This is a genomic window from Idiomarina sp. ST20R2A10 (genome assembly GCF_051842345.1).
Taxonomy (GTDB): domain Bacteria; phylum Pseudomonadota; class Gammaproteobacteria; order Enterobacterales; family Alteromonadaceae; genus Idiomarina; species Idiomarina loihiensis.
The window spans coordinates 54,103-80,842 of record NZ_JBNIEY010000001.1 but is presented as its reverse complement, the minus strand read 5'-3'; the positions used below and the strand labels follow the sequence as shown (position 1 = coordinate 80,842).

Below are 26,740 nucleotides of genomic sequence, written 5' to 3'. Positions count from 1 at the left end.
TTTGTAATGTACCGAATCCGCCTCAATAATGACAGCCTGTTACCACAGATAGTTTGATCAAAATCGATAGGTTACGCCTATATTTAGCGCATCAATTGTGTATTCGTCTTTATCAATCAATTTTATCCAGTCGATAAAGTAAGTTGTTCTGGGGTTATGATCATACTGAACTCCGCCGCCGTAACTGATACTGTTAAGTGTTGTGTTTTGACCACCTACCGTAAATTTTCCCCGCGAAAAACCACCGGTAAGATACAAAGCGACGTCGGGTGACAAATACAAACGAGGCTTAGCTAAAATGCTGGCCGTGTAATCGGTTTCAAACTTGGTGCCTTTATCACTGCTGCTGTGTACGCCAAAACCGTAGCGTGCTTCTGCCGAAAGGCTGTTGCTGTAACGATAACCCAGCATCAGGTTCATCGTATGAGGGGTAAATGACGGGGCGCCCTCAAGCTCGGTATCAACATTCAACTGAGCTAGAGATGCTGCGCCGTAGTAACCACTGTCCTGCGCCTGGGCAAACACACTGACAAATAAAAGCGTACTACCACAGAAAACAGCTTTCAAAAACTTCATACGACTTCCTTATTAATCTGGTACACCTAAGTAAGAGTAGTTTACCAGACTCTGTTAGAGGCGATATACCCCTTGGTAATCAGCAACATCGACATTATAAGTGGTGTTCTGCATTAAATAGTCACGGAAAGTTTCCAATGCATCTAACTCACCATGTACCAATTGAATTGGTGTGTTTGGTTTTAAACTGGACTGCTCTAACCAATCAGCAATTTCTTGGTAGTCAGCATGCCCTGACAGCCCTTCTAAAGAACGGATTCGAGCTTTTACCGGTAACCATTGGCCATGCAGTTTTATCGACTCCACGCCCTGCAGCATTTTGGCACCACGAGTCCCCCCTGCCTGATGCCCACTGAATAAAACCGTCGCGCGATGATCACTCAACCAGCGTTTAAAGTGATGCAGAATTCGCCCGCCTGTCGCCATACCGCTGCCCGCAATAATAATATGAGGCCCCGACTGAGACGCAATAGCTTTTGATTCATCGACAGAACGCGTGTACTCGACTCTTGCAAAGGTTCGGGAGCAGTCTGAGTCCGTCAGTTTGTGAAGGCTATGAAAGCGCTGGTAAAGCCCTGAAACGTTAATAGCCATGGGAGAATCCAAATAAATAGGTTGCTTAGGTACCCGCCCCTCATCCATCAATTTTACTAACAGATATTGCAGCAGTTGTGCTCTGCCGACAGAAAAGCTCGGAATTAATAACACACCGCCGGACTGAGCCGTCTCATTAACGACGTCTGCCAACTGCTCTTCCGCATTTTCGGTTTTAGCATGAAGCCGATTGCCATAAGTTGACTCAAGCAGTAGCAAGTCCAAATCCGGTAGCGGTTCAGGTGGATACATCATAATATCCTGCGGACGCCCGATATCACCGGAAAAGCCAACACGCTTACCTTCGGCTTCAATAATCACGCTTGAAGCCCCCAGAATATGACCGGCTGGCTGCAAAGTCACTTTAATATCGCCAATTTCAAATTGCTGATGAAACTCAACGCCCTGAAGCAGCCGTATAGCTGACTTTGCCGTTGCCTCATCGTACAAAGGTTCTGGTTTTTCATGACGGCTTAACTTATGTTTACCGAGGTATTTCGCATCTTCTTCCTGAATCCTTCCGCTATCGGCCCACAGGATATCGCACAAACCAGATGTTGCATGATGCGCGAAAACAGCTCCCCGGAAACCTTCTTTATATAGCACAGGAACAAACCCCGAATGATCAAGATGAGCATGGGTTAATACGACACCGTCAACCTGATTAATCCCCATTGGCAAAGGCTGCCAATTACGTCGCCGTAACCACTTGTAGCCCTGAAAAAGGCCACAGTCTATTAGAATTCGGGTTGACTCTGTTTCAACTAAATATTTGGAACCGGTAACCGTTTCCGCACCACCTAAAAATACGACTCTCATTGCGTGTCCTTATTTAAACCGACGATAAAGTATCTCACTTCACTGTCGTAGAAAAATAGACGAAAGACAACTATTCGTGCATTGACGATCATTAATAATCTTGCTTCACTCAATTAAGATAAGGAGTAAGAACATGACTCATAAATATCCCCGAGCCGATCAGTTTATGGCCAGCACTCATCAGGTTGAGAATCAGCCGACGGCGCTGGAAAACTATAATCTTTACCTGGCTGATAAAGCACTACGAAAAGCCGTTGAGCGCGAAGGTGCCAGCTGGGCTTATTCCGATCTTATCGCTTTTGGCGAACTGGCGGGTAAAACAGACAGTATCGAACAGGGTTTTCAGGCAAATAAATACCAGCCTGAACTGAGAACTCACGATCGCTACGGGCACCGTATCGATCTCATTGATTTTCACCCGACCTATCACCAGCTTATGTCGACAGCCATCGAGCATGGCTTACACGCGAGTCCCTGGAGCGAACCTAAATTAGGGGCTCATGTTGCACGCGCCGCTAAATATTATCTACACACTCAGGTTGAAGCCTCTCATGGCTGCCCTATTACCATGACCTTTGCCTCTATACCCGCACTAAGACACCAACCCGATTTGTTCAAAGAGTGGGGACCAAAAATTACCGCCAGGCAATACGACCCCAGGAATATCCCCCATACCGAAAAAAGTGCCGTGACCATTGGCATGGCGATGACCGAAAAACAAGGTGGCTCTGATGTCCGGCTGAACAGCACTCGCGCTTACCCAATAGACAAAGAAGGTTCAGGCCAGACTTACGAACTGGTTGGTCACAAATGGTTTGTGTCAGCACCAATGTGCGATGCTTTTCTGGTGCTTGCTCAAACAGCCAGCGGGTTATCCTGTTTTCTGGTGCCGCGCTGGCGTCCGGACGGTTCAAAGAATCCAATTCAGATTCAACAACTGAAACAAAAGATGGGAAACGCGGCCAATGCTTCCAGTGAAACTGAGTTGCGAGGTGCACTGGGCTGGATGGTAGGTCAAGAAGGTAAAGGCGTTCGCACTATTATAGAAATGGTGGCAACTACCCGCTACGACTGCATGATTGGTTCCTCTTCCGGCATGCGGCAAGCCGTGGTTCAGGCCATTCACCACGCCAGCCACCGCGAAGCTTTTGGTGCTAAGTTAAGTGAACAACCACTAATGCAAAATTTGCTGGCGGACTTAGCCATTGAAAGCGAAGCCGCCATGACTTACATGATGCGCATAGCGCGGGCGATGGATAACCAGGACGACGAGCATGAAAAGCTTTTGTCCCGTATTGCCACACCCATAGGCAAATACTGGATTTGTAAGCGCACACCGAATCATGCTTATGAAGCTATGGAAGTGATTGGCGGTAGCGGTGTTATGGAAAACCACATTATGCCGAGACTGTTCAGAGAGTCGCCAGTAAACGCTATATGGGAAGGCAGCGGTAATATTCAATGTCTTGATGTTCTCAGAGCAATAGAAAAACAACCAGAGGTTCTCGATGTCTATTTTGCCGAACTGCAACGGGCACAAGGTGCAGATAAACGACTCGACCAGTTTATTATGCGGTTGAAAAGTGAGTTTACTGACAGGAATATGCTTCAGTATCGTGCACGCAGTATAACGGACAACATGGCCGTTGGGTTACAAGCCGCTTTATTAGTTCAACACGCCGGTACGGACGTTGCCGATGCCTTTTGTGCCAGCCGTTTAGCAGCAAAGACCGGACTCAACTATGGCACATTGCCCACAGGGCTTAATTGTGCTGCGATTGTCGAAAGGGCCTCGCCAGCAGACGCACAATAAGTTCGCCAAATACCGCCAGCAACAAGCCTGAAGCTAAACCAAACAAAATAGCGCCGGGGTTGAGTTTTACAGTATAAGAAAAGCTGCTGCGAACCTCGCGCTGAATGTCCTCAACTGGGGTAAAAAATGCCTGTTGATAAGCACTCCAGGCATTTTGGCTGAAACTACGATAGGCTTGTTCCAACAATTGATTACGTTGATAAATGGCACTGATGCTTTGCCCGCCTTCCTGAAATACTCTGTCGTCACTGGCCTGATAGTGAGCAATAAGTTCCTCAATACTACCATCGAAAAATTTCTCGGCTTCATCACGAAACTCGTTCAGGCTGCGCTCTGACTCAACCATATGAGCCTGCAAACTCTTACCGTACTGATCAACAAAGCCGGGCAACTGTATTCCGGCAAGTACGCCCGAAATCAGTAGAATAATTCGTAGATAGGAAGTGAAGATTGCCATGGTCTCTCCTTAAAAGCCCTTAACCACTTTAGAGCAGACCTTAAGCGACAATCAAACTTAATTACGCTTCATTACACTTAACTTGTCAGCACGACCGCGTTTTTACCTTCGCTCTTTGCCTGATACATGGCTTTGTCTGCCCGGGCCATAATGCCTTCAATAGTGTAATGCTCTGAAGGCTTATCGCATTGACAAAGGCCAATAGACAAGGTGACAGGTAACTCGGCATGCCCAATTCCACTCACTAACTGGCAACGTAAACGGTGCATCATAAGTCTGGCGTCTTCAGCGGAAATCATAGGGTGAATGGTAGCAAACTCGTCACCTCCAATACGGGCAACATAATCGGTATGTCGACTGTGCAAACGAATTAAATCGGCTATCTTTTGCAAAACCAGGTCGCCGAAGTGATGTCCATGTTCATCGTTTATTTCTTTAAAGTCATCCAAATCGATAAAACTCACAGCAAAGGGCGTACCATGGGTTTCCAGTTGGTTTATTTCATCTTGTAACTGTGCGGTAAAGGCACGTCGGTTCATTATTCCGGTTAAGTGGTCGGTAAGAGCCTGACGTTTCTCAAATTCCAGTTCGAGACGGATTTTATCTTCCGATTTTTTCTGCAGAGTGTAATCCCGCACTATTGCTATGCCATACAACTGGTCTTCGATATCCAGTTGATTCAGCATAATATCGGCATAAAAAGTTGAACCATCCCGACGAATTGCGGGGAAAATCAAGCCATTCCCCATAGAGCGCCTGCCCGGGTACTTAAAAAACTTTTCTAAGTGCTGATCATGCTTTTCACGCATACCTTCGGGTAACAGTTCATTAAGATGCAGTTCAAGCATAGATGACGAGGAATAGCGAAACATTGCCGCGGCAGCCTGGTTAACACCAACAATAAGTCCCTGAGAATTAATAACTATTGCACCGTCCGGTATCACTTCAAGGAACTCAATAAAGGTTTGTTTTACTTCCATCGTTATGTGGCTCCACTGTTCTGCCGCATTAAACTTTGCAATAACACCCTTTTGCAACGGTATTAACCCATTTAGGAGCCGCTGATTCCCCCGAAACGGAAGGTATCAGCTCTTCTACAAAGCTACTATCAGTAGTACAAAAAGCACCATCGGCATATGGGCCAATGTAAATCAGCTTTGATGATTTATTGAACATGATAATCGCTGGAGTTGCAGGAACGAAGCGCTTTAAGGTTGGATATTGATCGATATCAACAACCCGGTTTTCTCCTTCAGATTCCGCTACCTTTCTTTTTACGCTGGCCATATGCCCGGATGAGCGCCAGTTACAAGAACAGTCCCCGGAGGTAATATGAAAAACGCTGCCAGCAACGGAATAACCAAGACGCGTGAGCTCAGCCACTAACTGAGGTTCCAGCTTTTCGTTATTGCTGAGCTCCAGTAATTCACCTTTTTCATCAAACCAGACCAGCCGCTGTTCCAGTAAATAACTGATCCCCAGAAGCACCAGCCCAAACCAGGCCACAACGGCGATAATAAGCCAACGGGAACGAGCCTTACCTGATTTCATGAGTGACAATGAAACGCCCTACTGCGAAATGACATTTTGCGGAAATGATGCGCCCGCTTTTTCAGTGGATCAAGAAAAACTTCAGCTTCAGGGTACTTTTCTAAATAAAGGTTTAGTCTCGTTTGTGATACAATGTCGAAAAGCCGCTCATTAGCGCGGTATCTACTATCATAATTCCCGGAGCTTCATGTCCACAGAACAAAACCCATCCTCATTCCAGTCACTCGGATTGAGCGACGATATTTTACGAGCCGTTACTGAATGCGGTTACACCACCCCAACACCAATTCAACAGCAAGCCATTCCGACCGTTATGGCCGGCCACGACTTATTAGCCGCCGCGCAAACGGGTACCGGTAAGACAGCTGGTTTTACGCTACCTTTGCTGCACAAATTGTCGCAGACAAAGACCGACGGAAAGCCTGTTATTAAGGCGTTAATCCTTACGCCAACCAGAGAGCTGGCAGCACAGGTTGAAGACAATTTGAATACCTATGCAAAATATACCGGTCTTAAGTCCCTGGTGATTTTTGGTGGTGTTGGTATTAACCCACAAATTAGTGCCTTGCGTCGTGGTGTTGACATTCTTGTTGCAACACCCGGCCGTTTGCTGGATCACAGTCGTCAGGGAACCGTTGATTTAAGTAAAATTGACGTACTGATTCTGGACGAAGCTGACCGCATGCTGGATATGGGATTTATTCATGACATTAAAAAGGTCATGAAGCTCATTCCTGAAAAACGCCAGACACTGCTGTTTTCAGCGACTTTTTCTAGTGAAATTAAAGCACTGTCTCAGCAGTTTATGCAGCAACCCAAGCTGATTGAAGTTGCGCGTCAGAATGCCGCAGCTGATACCATTGAGCAACGTGTTTATCCGGTGGATAAAAAACGTAAAAGAGAGCTACTCAGTTACTTAATTGGCAGCCGTAACTGGCGACAAGTGCTGGTCTTTACGCGTACCAAGCATGGTGCTAACAGACTGGCAACACAGTTAACTGATGATGGCCTCCCCGCTATGGCAATCCACGGTAACAAAAGTCAGGGCGCAAGAACCAAGGCTTTAGCACAGTTTAAAGCCGGTAAATTACGAGTATTGGTTGCAACGGATATCGCTGCACGCGGTATTGATATTGATGAATTGCCACACGTTATTAACTTTGAACTGCCTCAGGTCGCTGAAGACTATGTACACCGTATTGGCCGTACAGGCCGTGCAGGAAGTGAAGGTGAAGCCGCGTCTTTAGTCTGTGTTGATGAGCATAAATTGCTGCGCGATATAGAAAAGCTAACTAAAAATGAGATACCCAGGGAAGTTATTCCGGGTTTTGAACCAGACCCCAGCATAAAGCCGGAGCCGATTCAGAAGCCTCGTACGGGGCGTCCTCAAAACTCTCGTCGTGCGCCTCGCCAGAAGCGCCCGGACACACGACGTTAATTCTACCGCAGACCAGCAGGACCGGACTTTACTTTAAGAAGTCCAGTCCTCCGGTTACCGCAGCAACTTGTGCTTGAATACACTGTTCAGGCGTTGCTTTCGGGCTGTCGGGATACACTTCTGTAGTCGTCGCATACTCTGCTTTGCTAAAGCTAATGCACAAACCCATTTTCGCCGTTGGCAATAAAATAACGCCACGCTGAGCAATATCCTCGCCTATCAGTTTATTTTCGTCGTCGGCATCGGCAATATGAGTGACCTCTTCCACCGAATCTAACACCGCCTTCTGAAACTCAGGATAAGGCTTTTCTGAATTTCCAACCAAATAGAACCCATCCGGAATATTCCAGTTCGTATTCACTTTTCCATCCATCGCCGCTTTGGCCGGACGAAACTCGCTGTTATCCGTATCCGTTGTTTCGTGTAAATCTATGTGGGCCAGAATATCTACGCCTAAGCCAGCAACATAATTCATAATGTGCGCGCATTCCCCGGCAGGAGAATCAGCGACAAAAGAGCGATTAGGATCAATGGCCGCCGGATTCCAACGGTTGATGGTTTCATAGCCCCAGGGACTCAAACATGGCGCTACCACCACATTGAAGTGTGGCTGGTAATCTTTCGCTTTGGTTTCAATAAAGCGCAACGCACCATGGACACCACTGGTTTCATACCCATGTACTCCGCCGGTAACCAAAACCGTTGGCTTCGAGTCATCCCAGTTTTTTGTTCTGACCACAAATAAAGGATAAGTACCGCTGTCGTACGCAAGTTCACCATATTGGTCTACATCGAAATCGCTTTTAAAGGTTTCAATCTTACTAACCACATCATCGAAGTAAGAGCGCTTTTTCGTTTGCTCGGCCAGCCACTGAGCTTTTTCTGTCGCTCCCCATGGGGTGCCCGGTGTTCCGATATGGTAAATCGTTTGTTGCGTCATATTTTAATCCTATTCACTTAAAACAAGGCGGCTATATTAGCAAAGTCTTTGCCGGCACCAAATGAAATACCGGTAACTAAGCCGCTTTGGTCGATTCTTTATCCGCAGGCTTAGACACTTCGGCTTTTTCTGTCGATGTTTTTTCGGTCTTAGGTTTTTTGGGCTTTTTAGCCCCTAATGCAATAAGTACATTTTCACGCTCTTTCGCTAAAAACAGAGCCATATCCTCAAGCTGTTGCTCATCAGTAAACAGTTCGCTACTTTTAATTAATGGGTTCAGGGCTTCTGCCATATCCAGAATTTTATCGTGCGCATCGGCTTCGGCTTTTGAAGTGAAGGTCATTTTCTCGGCTCCGTCGCGAATAACTACATATTGGGTTACTACAGCCATGGTATGGTCCTTTGCTGATGTGTAAATATACTGTTTATTTGTACAGTAAAGTGACATAGATTGCAATAGTTGTAGCATTCGCTAAACTGCGCACTCCGAACAGGCCTTCGTTACGACAGGAAGTAAATCCGCCCTATGCAGTTCTCAAAAATACAAGTTCTACTGGCCATTTTTGCAATGGCAATTGGAAGCTTTGCCATTGGTATTGGTGAGTTTGTCATTATGGGGCTGCTGCCCGACGTCGCTGCAGACTTTAATACCGACACCCGGGAAACAGGCCACTTAATCAGTCTTTATGCGCTTGGTGTGGTTATCGGAGCTCCGCTTATTACCATTTTATTTGCCAGGCTGCCACGCAAACCTATGTTACTTGCACTAATGCTGGCATTTTCTCTGGGCAACTTCGCCAGTGCCTCAGCAGACAATTACACATTACTTCAGGTGTTACGTTTCTTAACTGGCCTGCCTCACGGTGCTTATTTCGGGATTGCCTGTTTGGTTGCGGCCGATATGGTTCGTAAAAATCAACGTGGTATGGCAGTAACTATGGTGATGATGGGACTCACGGTAGCTATCCTGGTCGGAAATCCTTTAGCCACCTGGTTAGGGCAGCTTATTGACTGGCGCACCGTATATCATACCGTGGGAGCTCTAGGCTTACTGGCCTTTGTCATGATTTTCATTGTGGTACCCAAACACCCGAATGAAAAGAAAACTTCTGCCCGTGGAGAGATGCAGGCATTACAAAACCCTCAAGTCTGGCTGACTTTAGCCATAGGGGCCATTGGCTTCGGCGGCATGTTTGCGGTACTGAGCTACATAGCTCCAACACTAATAAACGCCACCGGCTTGGATTCTCACTGGATACCTGTTGCTTTATTTATCTACGGACTGGGATCCTTGGCGGGTAGTTTGGTCGGCGGCTGGGCTGCCGACAGAAATCTGAAATTAACCATTGGCGGTTCTCTGGTATGGTCGGCAATTGTGCTGGCAATTTATCCCTTAACACTGCAGAGTCTCTGGACGGTGATGCCTATGGTGTTATTACTTGGTAGTTCCGCCGCGCTGGTTCCGGCTCTGCAGGTACGTTTAATGGACGTTGCCGGAGAAGCCCAGACTTTAGCAGCATCGTTAAACCACTCCGCTTTTAATGCGGCTAACGCCTTAGGTGCCTGGCTGGGTGGTCTTGCTATTATTTCTCCACTTAGTTGGCAAGGAACCGGCTGGGTTGGGTGCGCGCTATCGCTGGCCGGTCTGCTACTCTTTTGGGTTACTAAAAAGCACAGTCGCAGAACACCCAACATAGTTAGTCTTTAGGCTCGCCTTCTGCATCTAATTCACTAAGCTCCTCATCGGGTTTCGCATAAGACAAACGCGCAGCCCGCTGAGTGCGATGATACCCATCAAGGCCTGAAATTGTCATTGTGCCGAGCGATTCTATATCAATGAAACCATCGCTTTTCACCGCCTCTTCTTTAACTTCAACCCAACGAACTTCCCCAACAATTAATGCAGTGTCGTTATGTTGTATCGGAATAATTTCAACCTGCTGCATACCTATTCTGAGCGAACTTTCGGCCACATACGGCGCATGAAAACCGTCGACAAATTCGGGCGTCAGGCCACAAGCTTCAAACTCTGATGTTTCTCTGGGATACCGTGCTGAGGTCTGATGTGCTTGGCGAAAAAAATTTTCGTTAACTTGATTAATCGTATAAACACCACTCTCTTCAATGTTTTCCCAGGTGTGTCGGGTTACTGACTGAGGGCGCATAACAAACCCTAACAGAGGTGGGTTACTTCCCAGATGAACAACAGAACTTATCATGGCTAAATTATTTTGCTGATGCCGGTCTCGGGTACCAATGACATTGGCACTTTTAAACCCGGATAAACAATTCACAAAACGTGCGCGATCGCGGTCATTCATTTTCGCTAAATCTTGCTGTTTGTAGGTTTTCATTAAAGCTCCAGTTTATTTTTGTCGGCTATCTATACGTTTTATTTTGCAATTACGATCGTTTACAAATAACTTATTGCGAACTATTATCATTTGCGTTAGCTTGTTTAATCAAAGCCAGAATAAAGGATGCATAATGACTAACGCCTATCAAGAGTACTTTAACTCTCAGGAAAAGCTAAAAATAGCGAGCTCACTGCTCAACCAAAAAGATTATCGCGCTGCAACGACATTTCTCAGTCAGGCACGCGACTCAGCAAAACGGGCCTTCAGTGAACCTGTACTGGTGGGTAATGCCATCCAAAGCTTTACAACCTGTTCTATTTTGTTAATTGCTACCCATATTCGCTGCCAGCAAAAGCTACAGGCGTATGAGTTTCAACAAGAGAGTGTTGAGCAACTAACGTCATGGCTTAATCAGGCTAAAACTCGGCCACTAGAAGAGTTATGTCGCTACTGCTATCAACTCCTAATTACCGGTTGTCAGCATTCTCGTTGCCTGGGGCACTGTATGCAACAATTAGAGGAATCCGGTTATGCGCATGAACAAACCTGAACGCTTGCAACTTTCAATGAGTAAAGAGCAACTTAAAAAACTGCTGCTTGAGCAAAAGTTAGTGGCGAGTGATATTCGTTGCAGTGATTACTGCAGTCAGTGCGAGCTTAAACAGTTGATACTTGAATGCGCCAGAATAAACTGTTCCGGCTCATTGCAGAACTTCGACGGTTAGAAGTCTTTCTTTCGAAGTGCTTTTTTCTGTCCCTGCTGCTTTTTAGTGGTTAGTCGTCTTTCTTTAGCCGAGCGGCTGGGTTTCGTCGGAATGCGTTTTTTCTGAATCTGGGATGCGCTGCGGATTAAATCAATTAGTTGTTCCAGTGCCAACTCTCTATTACGTGCCTGACTGCGAGTTTCCTGAGACTTTATAATCACTTTTCCGCTTTGGGTAATACGGTGGTCAGATTTTTTCAGCAAGCGATTTTTATAAAAGTCAGGAAGTGAAGAGGCCTGAATATCAAAAATGAGTTGAGCCGCAGTTGCTACTTTATTCACGTTTTGCCCACCCGCTCCACTGGAACGGATAAACTGCCATTCAATTTCGCTCTCTGCTAACTCAACTCGTTGCGATATCTGAATCATTTTTCTCTTTATTACCAAAAAAATTAAACGATTTTACCCACATCACTCAGCGGGCTGGATAAAGTTATCTATGCCTTCTTCTTTCAAAGCGTCGAGGGCTTCAGCAAGCGCATCATCTTCGTTCTCAAACGCATCTTCCCAAAGCGTTGAATTATTATTCTCATCAACAATTTCCAGAATCCAGCCGCTGTCCTCGGTACGGTAAATATCTATCTCTACATTTTTACCGTCAGCACTGTATTGTTGGGTATGTTTGCTTTGAGTTACTTGCTGTTCTTCGTTCATAATAAGGTCTCGGTATACGTCCGTATGGTGGCAACAGTCTATCACTGTTCGGCATACTCTGAGGGAATTTTTATAGAGCTTCGAGTACATCCCGCACAAAGTCATGCTCGTTAAATCCTTGTTCACCAGCAATGTATTAGCCTGTCACTTCCCAACTACCCACAAATTCCTCAATGTAAGAGCATGATGCGAAAGAAGCAAACCGCCAGAGTCATCCGAATGTTAAAAATTATGGTATATTACTGCGCATTATTTTCTAGATCAGGACAACCCTATGGCAGCCTTTGGCACCGTATTTATGCCACAAATGACGATGGCAACTTTCGAGAATTCAGACTGGAATAAACCTGAATTAGTCTCTTCTGACGCAATACAGTTACACCCCGGAGCTCATGTTCTGCATTACGCCAGCACTTGCTTTGAAGGATTAAAGGCGTTTCGCCATGAAGATGGCTCTATCAATCTATTTCGTATGAACCGCAACATTGAGCGCATGCAGCAAAGCAGCCGTTTGCTTTCCTTACCGGCATTTGATGCTGGCTTGCTGCAAAAAATGATTACAGATGTAGTGAAACACTTCAGCGACGAAGTTCCAAAACCACCGGGGTCAATGTATATACGCCCTACTCACATTGGTACCGAAGCGGCTATTGGCAAGGCAGCCTCGCCAACCAGCTCATCAATGCTCTATGTATTGCTATCGCCTGTCGGTGATTATTTTTCCGGCGGCGATAAAACCTTACGCTTATTGCTCGAGGAAGACGGTTCACGTTGCGCGGCTCATATGGGTATGGTTAAAAGCGGCGGCAACTACGCCAGTGCGTTACAACCCATTCTTCAGGCACGGGAATCCGTGAATGCAGATCAAGTTCTGTTCTGCCCTAATGGCGACGTACAGGAAACTGGAGCCGCCAACTTTTTGCTTATTGACGGCAACGAAATTATCACCAAAGCACTGGACAGTAGCTTTCTGCATGGCGTAACCCGAGACTCTATTCTCACCATTGCGCGTGATATGGGAATGACTGTATCTGAACGAGAGCTTAGCGTAGATGAACTACTGGAGCGTGCTTCAAAACCTGATTGCGAAGCCGCTTTGTCTGGCACGGCAGCGGTACTTGCGCCAGTTGGTACTTTGATTCATAACGGAAAAGAATTTTCTGTCGGTAGTGGGAAATCAGGCGCTACCACACTGAAATTACGCAAAGCGCTGAACGATATTCAGTGGGGTAAGGCGGAAGATAAACACAGTTGGCTAACTAAAATCTAACCTTCCGGCGGCAACACCACCCATTCAGGATCTCTGAATTCACCTAAAGGTGTTATTTCACAAAATGGGGCAGCACTGCGAATAATCTTAGCCACTTCGGAGTTATGCTGTCCTTCCATAGCGTCGCGTTTTTCTTTGCTATCCCACGACGCTATGGCTATTAACGTTTTGTCATCACCGATTTTGCGGTGTAACTCCGTACCTCGGGCTCCTGGTGCTTGCTGGATTATTTCACTGGCTTTTACCCAAGCCTCTGCATACTCCTCTGCCGTATGACCTTCTTTGATACGAACCTGAAAAATATACTTCATAGTTCCTCTTTTAGCGCTACTTACGTTTATTCTCTGATTTAACCATTTTTAAGTAAAAGAAAATAGCGTAAAAAACACACATTCCAATAACAATCGCTAAGCCTGTAAAAGAAAAAAAGATGACCGGATCTTTAAAAAACTCTTGCCATAAACTCATGGTTATTCCCCTGTTTGAATTCTTGATTTCAGTTTATTCAAACTTGACAATGACGATATTGATCCCAATCAATAACAAGAATAACACTGATTTTTTTAGGGGCTTTTTAGTTTATTCCCATCGAATACCGAAAAGTATTCATCTTTACAGTTTGTAAAGCAGTGTAAAAAATTTGCGTATATCCGAATTTGCGTCTTTCCTTAATAGGTACATTCAATAAAAACCGAGGGTATTATGAGTAACAATCAAGCAAAAGCAGAAGACGCGGTAAACAAGTCAGCAAATAAAGCTCACGACACCATCGATAAAGTGGCAGACGCAGCGAAACATGCATCTGACAACCTGGGTGAAAAAGGACATAATCTTAAAGAAACTCAGGAAAAATGGCTTTCGACTGCAACTGATTACGTTAAAGATAACCCGATTAAATCTTTAGGTATTGCGGCTGCAAGTGGTTATTTACTGAGTAGGTTGTTCAGTGACCGCTCATAAGCAACCTGAAGCGAACGAAACAGAAAGTTTGCTTGAGCAAGTTCAAGCACTGGAGAGTGAAGTTCGCGCCGTTGTAAAAACACAACTCCAGCTCGCGGGTATGGAAACCCGCAGAGCTGGGGAGAGTTTTGTGCGTATGGTCGCCTTCGCTGTGCTGGCCGCTTGCTTAGCTTTTACGGCGTGGGCTGTTTTAGTTACAGCTGCTGTAATAGCGATTGTAAATAGTAGTGTAATGTCTTTAACAACAGCATTAGTCATTGTTGCCGTCGCTCATTTGGCAGCGGCTTTTTATATTGTCAGATATATAAAACGAAGAAGTCGCGACCTACTGTTTGCAGAAACCAGTAGCAGTCTCTAAGTGGAGGGCTTATGGCATCAGACCTTGATTATCAAATAGCGCAAACGCAAAAAGACCTTCAGCTTCGCAAATTAGCTGTTAAGGTTCGTTCACAAAGCGTTATTTCGACAACTCATGACAAACTAGCCTCTCCCACGGCTCTTTGCGTTGCCGCAGGTGCAGGTTTCTTTATCGGAGAAATGGCAAATCGGCCGAAAAAGCAGACAAAGTCTTCCGGTGGGAAAAAATCTGCCACAGATAGAGTTATTAAAGTATTAAGACTTATTGCTGGCGTACAAAGTGCCAGCACTTTTGCAAAACATCTGTAAAGATAACCGTAAACTCACGCAGTTCCAGTTATAGTGAGCGTGGTAATAATTTTTAATAACAGGAGGTTACCCATGAAGAACTTTAAAATGGCACTACCAGCAAGTTTAATCGCAATTTCAATGCTGACACTTTCGGGTTGCAGTGATGCTGAAACAGAAAAAGCAGAGTCGAAAGCTGAAAGCGCTATGCAGGAAGCTGAAGATAAAACTGAAAACGCGATGCAAGAAACTAAAGAAAAAGCTCAGGAAGCAAAAAGCTACACTGAGCAAAAGGCTGAAGACGCGGGTGAATATGTTGATGATGCTGTCATCACCACTAAAGTCAAAGCCGTTATATTCGAAGACGACAATCTGAGCAGCATGGATATCAATGTAGAAACGAACAACGGAATTGTTCAGTTGTCAGGTTTCGTTGAAAGCGATGCCGATATCGACACAGCAGAGAATCTAGCGGCTACCGTAAAAGGTGTTAAAGACATCGAAAACGATATTCAGGTTCGCGAAGAAAATTAATCATATTTTTTAATACTCCCTGATAAAAAGCGGCTTCTTAGCCGCTTTTTTTATATCCTCAGAACTAGAACATCAAGTAAATTACTGATAACTTTACGACATAACAAAAATAAGAATCTAAACTATGTCAAAAGATGAATTTAGCAATCACCCCATAACACCTGAAGAACTTCCTCAGATAAACTCTCAGTCCTTTACACCATTAAGTAATACCTATATTAAGGTCAACCTAATGTGTCGCTTAATTTTTTGGTTGATGGTGGTGAGCGCCTTATTAATTCTTTATTGGCAGCCCTGGGTTGCTCTTCCCAGGCTGCTAGAAGTTTATCTGCCCCAGATACAATTAACCGCAGGAGTTTTTGGCTTATTAAGTTCGGTTTATGGAATTTTAGCTGACAAAAACAAAGGGTACGCCATAAGAGAGCACGACTTTAGCTATCGTAGTGGTGTTATATTCCAGTCAGTAGTCAGTCAGCCTATTTTACGTATTCAGCATGTTGAATTAAAACACGGACCGATTGACCGACACTTTGGACTGGCCAGTCTGGAGATTTTCAGTGCCGGCGGTGCCATGCACACTTTCGCAATACCGGGCTTACCAGAAGAGAAAGCTCGCGAAATACGTTCCTACGTACTAACCCATAGCGACATCGCAGCCAATGACTAGTTACCAGAACCAATGGCTGAAGCTATCACCTGTAGCGATTATTTATTTCGCTGTTCAGTTCATCAAAACCATTGGTAACAACTTATTTTATTTACTGCCGGCTATTTTTGTTGGCTACAATCAGTTTTCAGAAAATGCCTTGATAATACTGTCCGGGCTTGGTGCTCTATTAGTCTTTGTCGCCATCTCCGCTTTGCTCAAATTTTATTTCTATCAGTACCGGTTGAGCGAAGGTCGAGTTCAGATTCATTCCGGCGTGTTCCAGAAAACGCATATAGACCTTCCCTTCGAGCGCATACAGAATGTCCGTTTTGAACAACCCATTTTTTACCGCCCGACGAATCATGTCTGCATGCTTCTGGACACGGCCGGTTCCAATAAACTCGAAGCAAAAATTATTGCTTTACCCAAAAACGTAGCCGAGTCTCTAAAACAAGAAATACTCGCTTATAAAACCGAAGATACTCATGAAACAACAGATCACCAAGCTCAGTTTAATGAAGAACGCCTGCTAAATTCCCGTTCCATGCGAGACTTAGTTATTCATGGCCTGGCCAGTAATCGTATCTGGATTGTGCTGGGTGCGTTAGCCCCTTTCTTTAACTCCTTTTCAGACAAGGTTGTTGAAAGCGTAGAAAGCTTCGGAGTGGATGTTGATGCGCTTATGGCCTCTTCACAATACGCTTTCTGGCAATACATATTATTCTTCTTTTCTATCGCCTTTATTGTTATTGCCCTAATGGCATTAATTTCTGTCTTAGGCTCTGTCATCACCTTCTACGACTTTAAGTTAACTCGCAGTGACGATCGCTATATTCGCCGAAACGGACTTTTTACCCGTCACGAAGTCGTTATGAAACTGTCACGACTGCAAATGATTGCTTTACAACAAAACTGGCTTGATCGCTTACTGCAAAGAGTTAACTTAAAGTTCGAGCAGCTCAACGCCAACTTTGAACGCCAGTCCGCAGGAACTTCAGGTGGCAAAATTATTGTGCCATCGGTTACTCTCGAAGAAGCACATAACCTGGCAACAGAAACCTGGCCCAATAATCAATTAAGCAGCATAAGCTATAACCCGGTCAGCAAGCGACTAGCTATTAGAAACACACTCATCGCTTTTTGGCTGTTTGTTCCTTTTGCTTCCGTGCTTGCTTATTTTGAAAAAACAGAGCTGGCAGCAGCTTCAATTACTGCTTTTGTGCTAGCTACCGGCTTTATCATTCTGGCTTGGAAGCGCCGCGGCTATGCAATTGATAACAACTTTATTTATCTCAGAAAGGGCCTGATTGGGGTTAATTACCGCTGCTTCCCTATTCATAAAGTTCAGCAGACAAAGTTTTCGCAAAGCTGGTTTATGCGCCGCTTTCAGTTGTGTTCAGTAAAATTTGTACTAGCCTCTGGTGGGCAAACCCTGCCTTTTATTAACGCTCGAATCGGTGAAGAACTCATAGACACCTGTCTTTATCAGGTGGAAGCTTTGAAAAAATCCTGGATGTGATATGGAACTACCTTTCTCGCAAGCCTGTGAAAACAACAAAGACCCTATACTCCGGGTTCTTAAAACGGCATTTTCAAACTGCACTCGTGTTCTGGAAGTAGGCAGTGGCACAGGTCAACATGCCGTGTACTTTGCCAGCCAAATGCCTAATATTCATTGGCAAGCCAGTGATCAAAAAGAGTACCTGCCGGGAGTGACGGCACGGATAAAACAGGAAGGCGTAACTAACCAGCCATTACCGGTTGAATTTGATGTATTTGCAGACGCACCGGAAGGAACATTCAACGCTCTTTTCACCGCAAACACCTGCCATATTATGCCCAAAGAAGGGGTTGAAAGGCTCTTCGAGCATTTGGGAGACAGTCTTAGTAGTGTGAAGTCTTTATGTATTTACGGGCCTTTTAACGACAACGGTCATTTTACCAGCGACAGTAACCGTCGCTTTCACCAGTCGCTGCAGTCGCGTAACAGCGACATGGGAATACGCGATTGGCAATGGATTGCAGAGCTGGCCAATCAGCAAGGCTTTGAGCTGAAAAAGATGCACGCTTTGCCGGCCAATAACCAGCTGCTGGAATTTAAACGTTAGCCCTTTATCAATCAAGGGCTAACAAAAGCTAAGACGCGTTATTTAGTATTAGGAACAATACGTAACTCTACCCGACGGTTTAACTGACGTCCGCTTTCGGTATCGTTATCTGCAACCGGCATACTTTCTCCATAACCTTCGGTTGTTACCCTGCGGGAGTCCACGCCGTTACCCACTAAATTATTGCGTACGGCATTAGCACGATTTAACGACAGTTGCTGATTGTATTCAGCAGAACCTGTACTGTCGGTGTGTCCTTCTATCAGCATGGTGGTTTTTTCATACTTTTTCAGCACTCGCGCAACATCGTCCAGTACTGGGTTGAAGCTTTGAGAAATATTTGCACTACCGGTAGCAAAGGTAATGTTACTAGGTAACTGCAAACGGAGATTATCGCCGTCACGTATTACCTTCACACCACTGTCGGCCAGTTCTTCCCGAAACTCTTCTTCCTGCTTATCCATATAGGAACCAATGGCACCTCCGGCTAAGGCGCCAACCGCCGCGCCCCATACATACCGGCTTTTATCATGGTCGCCCGTGCCTTTACCCAGCAAAGCGCCAGTGACCGCACCAATAGACGCACCTTTCTGGGTGTTACTCATATTTGCACAACCCACAAGTGCTAACGAAGAGAACATCATAGTCAAAACTAACTTTTTCATACTCTAACTCCATCAAAACAATGAATGCCCAAAAAGCTAGCATGCTTTAGTATAGTCTCTGATAAGATTTGCAGATTTTTTACTTAACTTATTTTCTCTTAATGCCCAGCAGTGATAACTTATAAGAAAAGTAGTAACTCACATATGCGTTTCCATTTATATGACAATAACTGACCCTACCCAGGCTCGTAAGGCCCTAATGACATTCTTGCGAGACAATGCCCCCGTAACAGTCATTACCGGCGCCGGCATAAGTACAGACTCAGGAATTCCCGACTATCGCGATAATGATGGCGAATGGAAGCGTACGCCTCCGGTTCAGCATCAGGATTACATGCGCAGCGAAGCGGTACGAAAAAGGTACTGGGCGCGAAGCTTGTTTGGCTGGCCAGTGCTTTATCACGCCAGGCCTAACTCAGCGCATTACGCGATAGCCAAATTGCAGCAGCAAGGGCTTATTGGCTGTGTTATCACGCAGAATGTGGACGGCCTACACCAAAAAGCCGGAGCCACTCGTGTCATTAACTTACACGGATACGCCAACGACATGGTCTGCATGAGCTGTAGGAAAATAACCCCACGGTTGGAGATGCATGAACGCAGTCTGAAATTGAACCCGGACTTTGCTGCTTTAGAGGCAACCGCCGCTCCGGACGGTGATGCAGACCTTGAAGCCGACTTTGAACAATTCAAAGTCGCCGACTGCCGAAGCTGCGGTGGTATTCTAAAACCCGATGTCGTGTACTTTGGTGACAACGTACCCCGCCCGCGAGTTGAAGAAGCTCAAAAAGCGCTAGAGAACAGTAACGCCCTACTCGCTATTGGCACCTCGCTTATGGTCTTTTCGGGTTATCGCTTTGCACGTCAGGCTCACCAAAACAATCAACCTGTTGCTCTGTTAACTCTGGGGAAAACACGAGCCGATGAGCTGGCAACTCTAAAGCTCAACTGCTCTATCAAGGACGTACTGGCATGAACCAGATGCTGTTATTCTTTCCAGTTAAGTGCCCGTTATGAAATTAACGGGCTGTAGGGAAAAACAAGAGTATTAAATATTCGGCTTGTACTCAAAACCTTCTTCAGCCTGAGAGTCGGAGAAAGTTTTTATTTTTTCTTTATGGTTCAGCATAGAGTTAACCAATGAATTTGGGAACACTTCAATACCGTTGTTAAAGTCTTCTACGTTCTGGTTAAAGATGCGAATTGCCGCACCAATGTTTTCCTGCTGGTCGGTAATTTCTCTCATCAATTTCTGATAAGTTTCTGAAGCTTTTAGTTCCGGGTAGTTCTCGACAGTAACGTTTAGACTTTTAAGCAGCTCGCCAGTTCTGGCTTCTGCCTGCTCAAGCTTAGCCGTATCGACTTTACCACTATCCAAACCCTGCAGAGCACTACGCAGTTCGGTCACTTTGGTCAAAGTGCCCTGTTCGAACTCTTTATAATCTTTCACGACATCTTCTAAATGCGGAATAATTTTATTTTTTTGACGCTCTTGTGTAATAACGTTAGCCCATGCTCTCTCGACAGCGTTCGCGCGGCTAATAATGGCGTTATATATAGCAATAACGGCTATTACTAAAACAAGGGCTATGCCAATAGCTATCCATGTTCCTGTCATTGTTTTACTCCTAAAAGTTACTGTCCAGTTTGGTCATTACATAGTGGATAAAATCAAGCGATGCCTTTAACTTTGCAAATTCCTGCTCGCCTTCTAAAGCTTCAATAAAGGCTTCATAGTCGCATATCTTAGCGTCTTTAGTTGTGGCAATAAGGTCTTTGTCTGCGAACGAAAGACACAAATCGCCGGCATCATTCACTTCGAAGTTCACTTGCGACAGCACCTCAGAGAACTCCTCAAAAGCAATAACCACGGTCGGTTTCATTGCTTTTGCAGCTTCTAGTTCACTGGCAGCGACCACTTTAAATTCTTTGTTAAACCGGTTGGACGCTGGTTTATAAGTTGCTTTTCCTGCTCCCGGAAGGCCAAAACCTACAACAGCAACATTACGTAACAAACCGAAAGGCAAAATAAGCCCGTAGCGATCATAATGATCGTAGACCTTCTTTCTTCGGGTTTTTACGTTGCCTCTACTGTCTGTGTATGTCTCTGTGACTATTCGTTCGTCAACATAATGAAAATGGTAGTACTGGTACTTAAAAGAATACTCACTGCCACTGTAGCTTCCATCATAAAGCGCGCGAATTTCACGTTTGTAATTACCCCGGTTAAAATCGCTGAAGCGCTGCTGGAACTCATTTGACGCCGCTCTGCCCTCAAATACAGCGGGCGACAAGTCGTTGTCCAGTAAACCATCGCGTTGCAGTAAAGCATGCGATGCCTTTGCCATCAGCCTGCCCGGGTAAAAAGCGGTTATTCCGGCAACCAAAGTTAAAACACTACCTACGGCCAGAATAATCCAGGTACTTTGCTGAAAGCGTTGCCACTGAGACCAGTCCCAGTAAGTTAATGCGGCGGTTACCAACAAGAACACGGCAAAAGCTATCCAGTAAGCTTTCATATTAAACTGGTAGCTTCCGGAAAAGGCTTTCAGATCATCAATAACCACGTCGAGATTCTCTCGGGTACGGCTGTTATGCGCCTGCGTTTCAGTGCGCTTTAGCAATTCAATAAGGGCTTTGTTGTTTTTCTGATAGAGCACGGCAATCAACATAGGAATTAGTTAAAAATAGGTGTCCAGTTTAATGCTTCGGTCTTTTCGATACCAGTTAATATTTGTAAAACTCAGCCCTTAACGGACTCATTTTATGAGTGTAAATAGCGCTAAAAAATTAAGCTTAACTAAATGAGCTTTTATAATTTCTGCTAAGATGCTTAGCTCCTATGCAAATAAAGACGCCATTAAGAGGTAATTAATGAAAGCTGTCATACTCGATGCAGAAACCCTGGGCAAGGGAATTGATCTCTCCGCTATTGAAAAGTCCGTCGACGAACTGGTTTTATATGATTCAACAACGACCGAACAGCTTAATGAGCGAATTAACGATGCTGAAATTGTTATCACAAATAAAGTCGTCATTAATGAACAGGCCCTTGAGTCCGCTGAACAGTTAAAGCTAATTTGCGTGTTAGCCACGGGAATGAACAATATTGATTTAGCTGCTGCCAAAAAACGGAGTATTCCGGTTAAAAATGTTGAAGCTTACGGTACACAAAGCGTGGTTCAGCATACTTTGATGATGATGCTTTCGCTGGCGACTAAGCAACCCATTATGCAAAAACGAGTTGCCGCCGGTGACTGGCAAAGTTCGTCCATGTTCTGCCTGTTAGACCCATCCATTATTCAACTGGCCGGCAAGAAGTTAGTTATTGTTGGTTCTGGTGAGCTCGGCCAGGAGGTAAAAACTCTGGCAGAAGCTTTGGGGATGCACGTTGAGTTCTCAGCACGCCCCGGAAAGAAAGATGATCCGCGGCCAACGCTAAATGAGCTACTACCTTCGGCGGACGTTATCTCTTTTCATTGTCCGTTAACGGATGACACCAAAAACTTGCTTAACGCAGATAATCTCAAACTTTGTAAAAAAGACGCTCTAATTATTAATAATGCCCGGGGTGGTGTTATCAATGAACAGGATGTTACCGAGGCGCTACGAGCGGGAGAAATAGGTGGTGTTGCCGCTGATGTTCTGCCTCAGGAACCGCCTAAAGGTGGCAACCCCTTGTTGGATGCGATGAACGAGGGATTAAACATGATTGTCACACCTCACAACGCCTGGACATCACCTGAAGCGCGGCAGCGCATTGTGGAGCTTACTGCCGAAAATATTCAGAGTATTCAGGGCAAGAACTAAAACTTGAGTTAACTTTCGAATATTAATGTGTTGGCAACTGTTTTCAGGCTGCCAACACGTATTAATCAAGGTTAATAAGCTTCCGTTTAAGGAAATTCACTCAGTTCAAATTCATCCTCAAAGCGCTCCTCTTTCAACCTGCCATCCTCGTAAACAGAGATTGAAAACGGCTGCCCTGATTGTGTATAAGACCAGCTTTTTCCATGTCGCCTGTCTCTTTTATACTCGCTGATATTGTATAACGCGCCTTCATCAGTGAAGTTCACAACAATACCGTCCAGGTAGCCTTCACTATCGAATGACTCAACGCCACGCAAGTAACCTTGTGGAGAATAAGTACGCCACTCCCCTACTTTAACGCCGTTTTCATAGCTTCCCCGGGATATTTCATAAGGCGCATAGCCAAGAGCAACTTGCCACTCTCCCTCGCGTTTACCCTCGACATACTCGCCTTCAACAACGAGTTCACCGTCGGCGTATTCCTGATAAGCCCCGTCTAGCAAGTCATCTTTATAGTGCTCGCGTAAACGCAAATCACCATTTTCACCATAGACTTCACGGACACCATCAAGCTTACCCTCTTGGTCGTAATGCTCGTTTATCTCACCGTAGCTGTCTTTTGAAACCCATTCACCAACTTTCTTCCCATGATCGTATTCACCGGAGGTCGTAACCTTTCCGTCTTTATCGGTTATCGTATAGGGGCCATGCCGCTTACCTTCAACAAAACGGACTTTTTCCAGACCATTTCCATATCGAGAAATATAAAGGCCATGCAGATCGTAGCCTTTAAACTCACGGCGGTCTCGCACGTTTCCATCTTCGTCATAACTTTCATTTAATCGCCAGCTGTTATCAACAGCCTGACGGTTTAAGCGGGTCAGTTGCTCCGAATCGTTGTACCATTTTTTTACTTTAACTAAGCCGTGTTCGGCGGTTTCAACATGTTCGCTTGAACGAATTAACTGACCGTTTTCATCATAGCTACGGGATGTAAGCAGTTTTCCATCGTCGTTACGCTTTTCATATTGCCTTAATTCGCCGTTTTTGTGATACAGCTTAGTTTCGCCTACCCGTTTACGATTTTTATATTCTTGCGTTCGTTTAACCGAACCATCCTCATAATAGTCAGTTGACAAACCATTAAGCACACCATCCTCATAAAAGGATTCTTTAACCAAATTCCCTTCAAAGTCCCAACGTTTTCCTATTCCTTGCTCAACATCATCTTTATATTCAGCTTCATACTTAACCTGACCATTTTCATAATAATGACGCATCAAACCATTACGCTCGCCGTCCTTCATGGTTTTTTCGGTCAATAAGTAACCTGTCGACGCATAAGTTCTGTAAGGTCCATTGAGCTCACCATCTTTATAGGTCATCTCACGTTTTTTATGACCATTTTTGGAGTAAACGGTAGTTTCACCTTGCTGTTCACCATTAGTATCCCGCTGACCTTCCGATCTTAAAACACCAGATTCAAAGTAGGTTTTATACGGCCCAATCGCTATGGCCTCAGCAAAATTAAGGGAATCTGAGCCGGTTTCATAATAAGGCCCGCCATCAATGTAGTTGATAAAAAGACGAAAACCGTCGTCTGTCTTTTCTACTTTATCTAATAAATATTCGGCTTCACTTCTGTCATCTGTTGGCTGTAATTCATCATCCAGCCATTTAATTGACTTCTCAGCTTCAGCCACTGTTTCCGGCACTTCATTATTCTGACCATTTTGCTCGGCAGAAAATGCAAAGGCATTAGACACAATTAAACTGGAAGCGATAGCAAAAAGTACTTTACTGAAAGTCATTAATTGGCCTCCTGTAAAGATTCAAAATCAGGCATAGGGGGCAGTTGGTGAGTCCATTCTTTTGTTACCGGGTCACCTTTAGCAATAAGTTGCTCAACTTTGTCTACTCGCCCACCAATGCGTAAAAAACCGTCATCGGACACAAAGTCACTAAACTCTGAATTTAAGTAGTCGACAGAATAGCCTCCATCGTTCTGTGGCAGGACTGCTAACGCCTTTCCTTTAGCGTTCAAAAAACGATACTTTCTTAAGAACTCACTCATAACGACTTCTGCTTGCTGTTCGTCCCAGTCTTCACCCAATAGAGATTCAACCGGAATCATCCAGCTTTTTTCACCTAAAGCGATATCGACTGACTGCCATTCCGGCCGCCCGTCACAACGAAGTTCTAAGACAACTTCAGTATCGTAAAAGAAACGCTGTACACCGTCGTCTGTCATTAATTGATAGACCACTTTTTTCGGCATTTTTAAATGCGAAACAACATTACGTCTATTGGGATCAGCATTTTCTCTCATGACCAGCTTATGTTTGTTTCCCTCACTTTTGCCCTCGGTATCCAGCTCACAAACACCCGCCTGTTCAGGGCTTAGAGTTAAGTACAGCTGAGGGCGGTCAAAACTGGTAGGCTCTAACTCACCCAATGTCGATGTAGAAAACTCAAGATCCCGATCATTAACTGAGACCGCCATCTCATCCGATTTGAACAAAGGAACGGTATCAACCGGGGCAATCGAGGTATCACTTCTAAGCGTTTCTTCATCATAAAAAACAATTTTCTTCTCAGAAGTTTTATTATCTGTAACACGGTTAAATTTAAGCTCAATTGTCTCAGGCAATTCATCCTCAAACGCTATTCTCAGAGTTACCGCATAGTCTCCTCGTTTGGCAATAGCTAACGCGCGGCTCTCTGCACTAGATACCCAGTCAGGTGCCGATGCATCTGTGTCGTAATTTAAAACCGCCCGGCTAACCCCATTTACCTGGCTATCGAAATAAGCGTCATTAGTGGCCGTTAATTTCAGTTCAAACTCTTTGTCCTTTTTGGTGGGAACCAAAATCGCTTTGGCGCCATGCATTTCTATGCTCGAGCCATCTTTATCTATTGGAAACTCAACAATTTCATAGCTTGTTTCATAGCGTTCCAGAGTCGCTTCTATTGATGTCATTTGCTCAAAATCATCAACGACATCAGTCCAGCCCAAAGGGAGTAAATGCATTAACGTTTCTGATTTTTCGTTACTACTGTCTGTATATGTAAAAACCCCATTTTCATGAAGCTTAATATCAAGAGCGTTCCCCTCACTATCTTTAGCTATAAAGTCTTTCGCTTTTATCGACATAGAGCCCATACTTTCAAAACTTACCCCGGGATGGCTATATGTCAAAGAAATATGACCGCCGTAAAAATCGATTTTTCCTGAATCATTAGCTAATACTTCTGCATCGGTCGCTTTGTTGTTTGAGTTAAGTTCGCTAAAGTCCGTATTATCAATGGTAAAAGGCTCGTCATAACCCAAATGCTCCAGGTTCTGACCATACAGCCAGTCTTCCGGGTAAATTGACGTCACCATTCGCATTGAGCCATTAGATACCGCAGCTTCTTCAGGAAGCGGCATATCCATAATCATAGTTAAACGTTCAGTCCAGCCAGTGTCACGTTCCAGCACAACATAACCGAACACTTTTGCCTCATTATTTTCACCAGTCGCTGATAAAGTCACCGTACTATCGGTAAAGTCTTCTACTTGAAAGGTAATTTCCGGTAATGGTTTTTTTAGCTCTATGGTCTGAGTTGCGCCTTTTTCAACTTTTAAGTCATTAATAAAACCCGGACGTCCGAACTCGTCGTTTAATATTTCTTGTAAAGGATCCAACCCTTGCTTACGAAGATCTTCCGGCTCTTCATGAATAGTAAAGTCCACCATTGCACTGGTGTCTTTATCAATATCAACCGTGAACCCGGCATCCATCATTTTCCGAATGCTATCACCAGAGCTTCCACGACCATCATCTTCAAAGCTCGTAAAATCTCCTTGCGGAAACTCCATTCGCATATACTGAGGTTTCATTCTTATGCTGTAGACATCGGATTTATCGGACACTTCATAGTCCAGTAACATCATAGTTTTGAGTCTTTCTGAACGGTTGCCGTAATGCTTACTCTCAACTTTGATGTTGGTATCCGAGTACATTTGATACCGTCGCTGCTCACCGTCATCGGGGTTAAACGATAAGGTCGTTGGAGGGCCACTTTCAGAACAAGCTACAACGAGAAGAGCTGAAAAAGCCACGAATGATAGACGCCCTAACATAAGCTTCCTTA

Annotated in this window: 32 protein-coding genes; 15 read left to right on the top strand and 17 right to left on the bottom strand. The window is 44.8% G+C overall.

Translation table 11 applies throughout. From position 1 onward, the window contains the following. Positions 1-57 precede the first annotated feature (57 nt). Both ACP7H9_RS00425 and ACP7H9_RS00420 read right to left on the bottom strand, forming a co-directional pair. On the bottom strand, positions 58-576 hold the full coding sequence (locus ACP7H9_RS00425; RefSeq protein ID WP_011234782.1) for a porin family protein: 519 nt from the start codon (positions 574-576) through the stop codon (positions 58-60). A gap of 54 nt (positions 577-630) precedes the next feature. Beyond that, a complete protein-coding gene (locus ACP7H9_RS00420; RefSeq protein ID WP_439222042.1) occupies positions 631-1,989 on the bottom strand; it encodes an MBL fold metallo-hydrolase RNA specificity domain-containing protein in 1,359 nt (452 codons plus the stop codon). 133 nt (positions 1,990-2,122) lie between these two features. On the opposite strand from ACP7H9_RS00420, the gene ACP7H9_RS00415 reads away from it, so the two are divergent. Continuing rightward, positions 2,123-3,802, top strand: coding sequence for an isovaleryl-CoA dehydrogenase (locus tag ACP7H9_RS00415; RefSeq protein WP_439222041.1), 1,680 nt, complete (start codon positions 2,123-2,125; stop codon positions 3,800-3,802). Here the strand turns inward: ACP7H9_RS00415 and ACP7H9_RS00410 are convergent. The 3 genes from ACP7H9_RS00410 to ACP7H9_RS00400 form a co-directional block, all read right to left on the bottom strand. Then, positions 3,753-4,259 (bottom strand): DUF2937 family protein, encoded by a 507-nt coding sequence (locus ACP7H9_RS00410; protein WP_286830555.1) that lies wholly within the window; start codon positions 4,257-4,259, stop codon positions 3,753-3,755. The two genes, ACP7H9_RS00415 and ACP7H9_RS00410, sit on opposite strands and share 50 nt — an antisense overlap. Before the next feature lie 77 nt (positions 4,260-4,336). After that, entirely contained in the window at positions 4,337-5,239 is a 903-nt protein-coding gene (locus ACP7H9_RS00405; protein WP_153849232.1) for a sensor domain-containing diguanylate cyclase, read from the bottom strand. A 28-nt stretch (positions 5,240-5,267) separates the two neighbouring features. Then, a complete protein-coding gene (locus tag ACP7H9_RS00400; RefSeq protein WP_034821361.1) occupies positions 5,268-5,810 on the bottom strand; it encodes a DUF6436 domain-containing protein in 543 nt (180 codons plus the stop codon). A gap of 187 nt (positions 5,811-5,997) precedes the next feature. Here ACP7H9_RS00400 and ACP7H9_RS00395 point away from each other — a divergent pair, with 187 nt between their 5' ends. Further along, positions 5,998-7,248 (top strand): DEAD/DEAH box helicase, encoded by a 1,251-nt coding sequence (locus ACP7H9_RS00395; RefSeq protein WP_011234788.1) that lies wholly within the window; start codon positions 5,998-6,000, stop codon positions 7,246-7,248. Between the two features lie 28 nt (positions 7,249-7,276). On the opposite strand, the gene ACP7H9_RS00390 is transcribed toward ACP7H9_RS00395, so the two are convergent. Continuing rightward, positions 7,277-8,188 carry a M14 family metallopeptidase gene (locus ACP7H9_RS00390; protein WP_011234789.1) on the bottom strand — a complete coding sequence of 304 codons (912 nt, stop codon included), beginning with the start codon at positions 8,186-8,188 and terminating at the stop codon, positions 7,277-7,279. A 76-nt stretch (positions 8,189-8,264) separates the two neighbouring features. Continuing rightward, on the bottom strand, positions 8,265-8,579 hold the full coding sequence (locus tag ACP7H9_RS00385; protein WP_114981188.1) for a YebG family protein: 315 nt from the start codon (positions 8,577-8,579) through the stop codon (positions 8,265-8,267). Positions 8,580-8,714: 135 nt separating this feature from the next. Between ACP7H9_RS00385 and ACP7H9_RS00380 the strand changes: the two genes are divergently transcribed. Further along, entirely contained in the window at positions 8,715-9,896 is a 1,182-nt protein-coding gene (locus ACP7H9_RS00380; protein ID WP_114981187.1) for an MFS transporter, read from the top strand. Here the strand turns inward: ACP7H9_RS00380 and ACP7H9_RS00375 are convergent. Continuing rightward, positions 9,886-10,542, bottom strand: coding sequence for a flavin reductase family protein (locus ACP7H9_RS00375; protein WP_011234792.1), 657 nt, complete (start codon positions 10,540-10,542; stop codon positions 9,886-9,888). The genes ACP7H9_RS00380 and ACP7H9_RS00375 overlap by 11 nt on opposite strands. A 133-nt stretch (positions 10,543-10,675) precedes the next feature. On the opposite strand from ACP7H9_RS00375, the gene ACP7H9_RS00370 reads away from it, so the two are divergent. Together ACP7H9_RS00370 and ACP7H9_RS00365 are read left to right on the top strand one after the other, a co-directional pair. After that, positions 10,676-11,095, top strand: a complete 420-nt coding sequence (locus tag ACP7H9_RS00370) for a hypothetical protein (RefSeq protein ID WP_114981186.1) — start codon at positions 10,676-10,678, stop codon at positions 11,093-11,095. Next, positions 11,076-11,270, top strand: a complete 195-nt coding sequence (locus ACP7H9_RS00365; RefSeq protein WP_011234794.1) for a hypothetical protein — start codon at positions 11,076-11,078, stop codon at positions 11,268-11,270. The genes ACP7H9_RS00370 and ACP7H9_RS00365 overlap by 20 nt, the downstream gene beginning before the upstream one ends. On the opposite strand, the gene arfB is transcribed toward ACP7H9_RS00365, so the two are convergent. Next, entirely contained in the window at positions 11,267-11,677 is a 411-nt protein-coding gene (arfB, locus tag ACP7H9_RS00360; protein ID WP_114981185.1) for an alternative ribosome rescue aminoacyl-tRNA hydrolase ArfB, read from the bottom strand. The two genes, ACP7H9_RS00365 and arfB, sit on opposite strands and share 4 nt — an antisense overlap. A gap of 42 nt (positions 11,678-11,719) precedes the next feature. Beyond that, positions 11,720-11,962 carry a hypothetical protein gene (locus ACP7H9_RS00355; RefSeq protein ID WP_034821363.1) on the bottom strand — a complete coding sequence of 81 codons (243 nt, stop codon included), beginning with the start codon at positions 11,960-11,962 and terminating at the stop codon, positions 11,720-11,722. Between the two features lie 274 nt (positions 11,963-12,236). Between ACP7H9_RS00355 and ACP7H9_RS00350 the strand changes: the two genes are divergently transcribed. Further along, positions 12,237-13,232: a branched-chain amino acid aminotransferase gene (locus ACP7H9_RS00350; protein WP_114981184.1), complete on the top strand. Its 996-nt coding sequence runs from the start codon at positions 12,237-12,239 to the stop codon at positions 13,230-13,232. Here ACP7H9_RS00350 and ACP7H9_RS00345 read toward each other — a convergent pair. Beyond that, entirely contained in the window at positions 13,229-13,543 is a 315-nt protein-coding gene (locus ACP7H9_RS00345; RefSeq protein WP_011234799.1) for an antibiotic biosynthesis monooxygenase family protein, read from the bottom strand. The two genes, ACP7H9_RS00350 and ACP7H9_RS00345, sit on opposite strands and share 4 nt — an antisense overlap. 16 nt (positions 13,544-13,559) lie before the next feature. Further along, positions 13,560-13,700, bottom strand: coding sequence for a DUF3149 domain-containing protein (locus tag ACP7H9_RS00340; RefSeq protein WP_081423223.1), 141 nt, complete (start codon positions 13,698-13,700; stop codon positions 13,560-13,562). Between the two features lie 234 nt (positions 13,701-13,934). Between ACP7H9_RS00340 and ACP7H9_RS00335 the strand changes: the two genes are divergently transcribed. The 7 genes from ACP7H9_RS00335 to ACP7H9_RS00305 all read left to right on the top strand — a co-directional run bounded on the left by ACP7H9_RS00335 (position 13,935) and on the right by ACP7H9_RS00305 (position 18,128). Continuing rightward, the gene (locus ACP7H9_RS00335; protein ID WP_011234800.1) at positions 13,935-14,192 is read left to right on the top strand and encodes a DUF883 family protein; all 258 of its coding nucleotides are present in this window, start codon (positions 13,935-13,937) and stop codon (positions 14,190-14,192) included. After that, a complete protein-coding gene (locus tag ACP7H9_RS00330; protein WP_114981183.1) occupies positions 14,179-14,550 on the top strand; it encodes a phage holin family protein in 372 nt (123 codons plus the stop codon). The genes ACP7H9_RS00335 and ACP7H9_RS00330 overlap by 14 nt, the downstream gene beginning before the upstream one ends. Before the next feature lie 11 nt (positions 14,551-14,561). Further along, positions 14,562-14,858: a hypothetical protein gene (locus ACP7H9_RS00325; RefSeq protein ID WP_011234802.1), complete on the top strand. Its 297-nt coding sequence runs from the start codon at positions 14,562-14,564 to the stop codon at positions 14,856-14,858. 72 nt (positions 14,859-14,930) lie between these two features. After that, on the top strand, positions 14,931-15,371 hold the full coding sequence (locus ACP7H9_RS00320; RefSeq protein WP_011234803.1) for a BON domain-containing protein: 441 nt from the start codon (positions 14,931-14,933) through the stop codon (positions 15,369-15,371). 124 nt (positions 15,372-15,495) lie between these two features. Beyond that, positions 15,496-16,038, top strand: a complete 543-nt coding sequence (locus tag ACP7H9_RS00315; RefSeq protein ID WP_114981182.1) for a PH domain-containing protein — start codon at positions 15,496-15,498, stop codon at positions 16,036-16,038. After that, positions 16,031-17,539 (top strand): PH domain-containing protein, encoded by a 1,509-nt coding sequence (locus ACP7H9_RS00310; protein WP_114981181.1) that lies wholly within the window; start codon positions 16,031-16,033, stop codon positions 17,537-17,539. Before ACP7H9_RS00315 ends, ACP7H9_RS00310 begins: the two co-directional genes overlap by 8 nt. Before the next feature lies 1 nt (position 17,540). Beyond that, entirely contained in the window at positions 17,541-18,128 is a 588-nt protein-coding gene (locus ACP7H9_RS00305; RefSeq protein ID WP_114981180.1) for a DUF938 domain-containing protein, read from the top strand. Between the two features lie 38 nt (positions 18,129-18,166). Here ACP7H9_RS00305 and ACP7H9_RS00300 read toward each other — a convergent pair whose 3' ends face one another. Next, positions 18,167-18,793, bottom strand: coding sequence for an OmpA family protein (locus ACP7H9_RS00300; protein WP_114981179.1), 627 nt, complete (start codon positions 18,791-18,793; stop codon positions 18,167-18,169). Between the two features lie 160 nt (positions 18,794-18,953). Between ACP7H9_RS00300 and ACP7H9_RS00295 the strand changes: the two genes are divergently transcribed. Continuing rightward, positions 18,954-19,769: an NAD-dependent protein deacetylase gene (locus tag ACP7H9_RS00295; protein ID WP_114981178.1), complete on the top strand. Its 816-nt coding sequence runs from the start codon at positions 18,954-18,956 to the stop codon at positions 19,767-19,769. Between the two features lie 72 nt (positions 19,770-19,841). Here the strand turns inward: ACP7H9_RS00295 and ACP7H9_RS00290 are convergent, their stop codons facing one another. Both ACP7H9_RS00290 and ACP7H9_RS00285 read right to left on the bottom strand, forming a co-directional pair. Beyond that, a complete protein-coding gene (locus tag ACP7H9_RS00290; RefSeq protein ID WP_011234809.1) occupies positions 19,842-20,411 on the bottom strand; it encodes a LemA family protein in 570 nt (189 codons plus the stop codon). 10 nt (positions 20,412-20,421) lie between these two features. Continuing rightward, positions 20,422-21,465 (bottom strand): hypothetical protein, encoded by a 1,044-nt coding sequence (locus tag ACP7H9_RS00285; protein ID WP_439222040.1) that lies wholly within the window; start codon positions 21,463-21,465, stop codon positions 20,422-20,424. Between the two features lie 202 nt (positions 21,466-21,667). Between ACP7H9_RS00285 and ACP7H9_RS00280 the strand changes: the two genes are divergently transcribed. Continuing rightward, positions 21,668-22,603 (top strand): D-2-hydroxyacid dehydrogenase, encoded by a 936-nt coding sequence (locus ACP7H9_RS00280; protein ID WP_114981177.1) that lies wholly within the window; start codon positions 21,668-21,670, stop codon positions 22,601-22,603. A gap of 86 nt (positions 22,604-22,689) precedes the next feature. On the opposite strand, the gene ACP7H9_RS00275 is transcribed toward ACP7H9_RS00280, so the two are convergent. Both ACP7H9_RS00275 and ACP7H9_RS00270 read right to left on the bottom strand, forming a co-directional pair. Next, positions 22,690-24,414 carry a toxin-antitoxin system YwqK family antitoxin gene (locus ACP7H9_RS00275; RefSeq protein ID WP_114981176.1) on the bottom strand — a complete coding sequence of 575 codons (1,725 nt, stop codon included), beginning with the start codon at positions 24,412-24,414 and terminating at the stop codon, positions 22,690-22,692. Beyond that, positions 24,414-26,729, bottom strand: a complete 2,316-nt coding sequence (locus tag ACP7H9_RS00270; RefSeq protein WP_114981175.1) for a hypothetical protein — start codon at positions 26,727-26,729, stop codon at positions 24,414-24,416. Before ACP7H9_RS00270 ends, ACP7H9_RS00275 begins: the two co-directional genes overlap by 1 nt. Between the last annotated feature and the right edge of the window lie 11 nt (positions 26,730-26,740).

Coding starts and splice junctions, on each gene's coding strand:
- ACP7H9_RS00315 (WP_114981182.1), top strand. CDS start 15,496: ATGTCAAAAGATGAATTTAGCAATCACCCCATAACACCTGAAGAACTT.
- ACP7H9_RS00320 (WP_011234803.1), top strand. CDS start 14,931: ATGAAGAACTTTAAAATGGCACTACCAGCAAGTTTAATCGCAATTTCA.
- ACP7H9_RS00425 (WP_011234782.1), bottom strand. CDS start 576: ATGAAGTTTTTGAAAGCTGTTTTCTGTGGTAGTACGCTTTTATTTGTC.
- ACP7H9_RS00340 (WP_081423223.1), bottom strand. CDS start 13,700: ATGAGTTTATGGCAAGAGTTTTTTAAAGATCCGGTCATCTTTTTTTCT.
- ACP7H9_RS00310 (WP_114981181.1), top strand. CDS start 16,031: ATGACTAGTTACCAGAACCAATGGCTGAAGCTATCACCTGTAGCGATT.
- ACP7H9_RS00290 (WP_011234809.1), bottom strand. CDS start 20,411: ATGACAGGAACATGGATAGCTATTGGCATAGCCCTTGTTTTAGTAATA.
- ACP7H9_RS00370 (WP_114981186.1), top strand. CDS start 10,676: ATGACTAACGCCTATCAAGAGTACTTTAACTCTCAGGAAAAGCTAAAA.
- ACP7H9_RS00305 (WP_114981180.1), top strand. CDS start 17,541: ATGGAACTACCTTTCTCGCAAGCCTGTGAAAACAACAAAGACCCTATA.
- ACP7H9_RS00280 (WP_114981177.1), top strand. CDS start 21,668: ATGAAAGCTGTCATACTCGATGCAGAAACCCTGGGCAAGGGAATTGAT.
- ACP7H9_RS00325 (WP_011234802.1), top strand. CDS start 14,562: ATGGCATCAGACCTTGATTATCAAATAGCGCAAACGCAAAAAGACCTT.
- ACP7H9_RS00385 (WP_114981188.1), bottom strand. CDS start 8,579: ATGGCTGTAGTAACCCAATATGTAGTTATTCGCGACGGAGCCGAGAAA.
- ACP7H9_RS00355 (WP_034821363.1), bottom strand. CDS start 11,962: ATGAACGAAGAACAGCAAGTAACTCAAAGCAAACATACCCAACAATAC.
- ACP7H9_RS00300 (WP_114981179.1), bottom strand. CDS start 18,793: ATGAAAAAGTTAGTTTTGACTATGATGTTCTCTTCGTTAGCACTTGTG.
- ACP7H9_RS00275 (WP_114981176.1), bottom strand. CDS start 24,414: ATGACTTTCAGTAAAGTACTTTTTGCTATCGCTTCCAGTTTAATTGTG.
- ACP7H9_RS00380 (WP_114981187.1), top strand. CDS start 8,715: ATGCAGTTCTCAAAAATACAAGTTCTACTGGCCATTTTTGCAATGGCA.
- ACP7H9_RS00365 (WP_011234794.1), top strand. CDS start 11,076: ATGCGCATGAACAAACCTGAACGCTTGCAACTTTCAATGAGTAAAGAG.
- ACP7H9_RS00295 (WP_114981178.1), top strand. CDS start 18,954: ATGACAATAACTGACCCTACCCAGGCTCGTAAGGCCCTAATGACATTC.
- ACP7H9_RS00415 (WP_439222041.1), top strand. CDS start 2,123: ATGACTCATAAATATCCCCGAGCCGATCAGTTTATGGCCAGCACTCAT.
- ACP7H9_RS00395 (WP_011234788.1), top strand. CDS start 5,998: ATGTCCACAGAACAAAACCCATCCTCATTCCAGTCACTCGGATTGAGC.
- ACP7H9_RS00410 (WP_286830555.1), bottom strand. CDS start 4,259: ATGGCAATCTTCACTTCCTATCTACGAATTATTCTACTGATTTCGGGC.
- ACP7H9_RS00390 (WP_011234789.1), bottom strand. CDS start 8,188: ATGACGCAACAAACGATTTACCATATCGGAACACCGGGCACCCCATGG.
- ACP7H9_RS00335 (WP_011234800.1), top strand. CDS start 13,935: ATGAGTAACAATCAAGCAAAAGCAGAAGACGCGGTAAACAAGTCAGCA.
- ACP7H9_RS00405 (WP_153849232.1), bottom strand. CDS start 5,239: ATGGAAGTAAAACAAACCTTTATTGAGTTCCTTGAAGTGATACCGGAC.
- ACP7H9_RS00400 (WP_034821361.1), bottom strand. CDS start 5,810: ATGAAATCAGGTAAGGCTCGTTCCCGTTGGCTTATTATCGCCGTTGTG.
- ACP7H9_RS00420 (WP_439222042.1), bottom strand. CDS start 1,989: ATGAGAGTCGTATTTTTAGGTGGTGCGGAAACGGTTACCGGTTCCAAA.
- ACP7H9_RS00375 (WP_011234792.1), bottom strand. CDS start 10,542: ATGAAAACCTACAAACAGCAAGATTTAGCGAAAATGAATGACCGCGAT.
- ACP7H9_RS00350 (WP_114981184.1), top strand. CDS start 12,237: ATGGCAGCCTTTGGCACCGTATTTATGCCACAAATGACGATGGCAACT.
- ACP7H9_RS00285 (WP_439222040.1), bottom strand. CDS start 21,465: ATGTTGATTGCCGTGCTCTATCAGAAAAACAACAAAGCCCTTATTGAA.
- arfB (WP_114981185.1), bottom strand. CDS start 11,677: ATGATTCAGATATCGCAACGAGTTGAGTTAGCAGAGAGCGAAATTGAA.
- ACP7H9_RS00270 (WP_114981175.1), bottom strand. CDS start 26,729: ATGTTAGGGCGTCTATCATTCGTGGCTTTTTCAGCTCTTCTCGTTGTA.
- ACP7H9_RS00345 (WP_011234799.1), bottom strand. CDS start 13,543: ATGAAGTATATTTTTCAGGTTCGTATCAAAGAAGGTCATACGGCAGAG.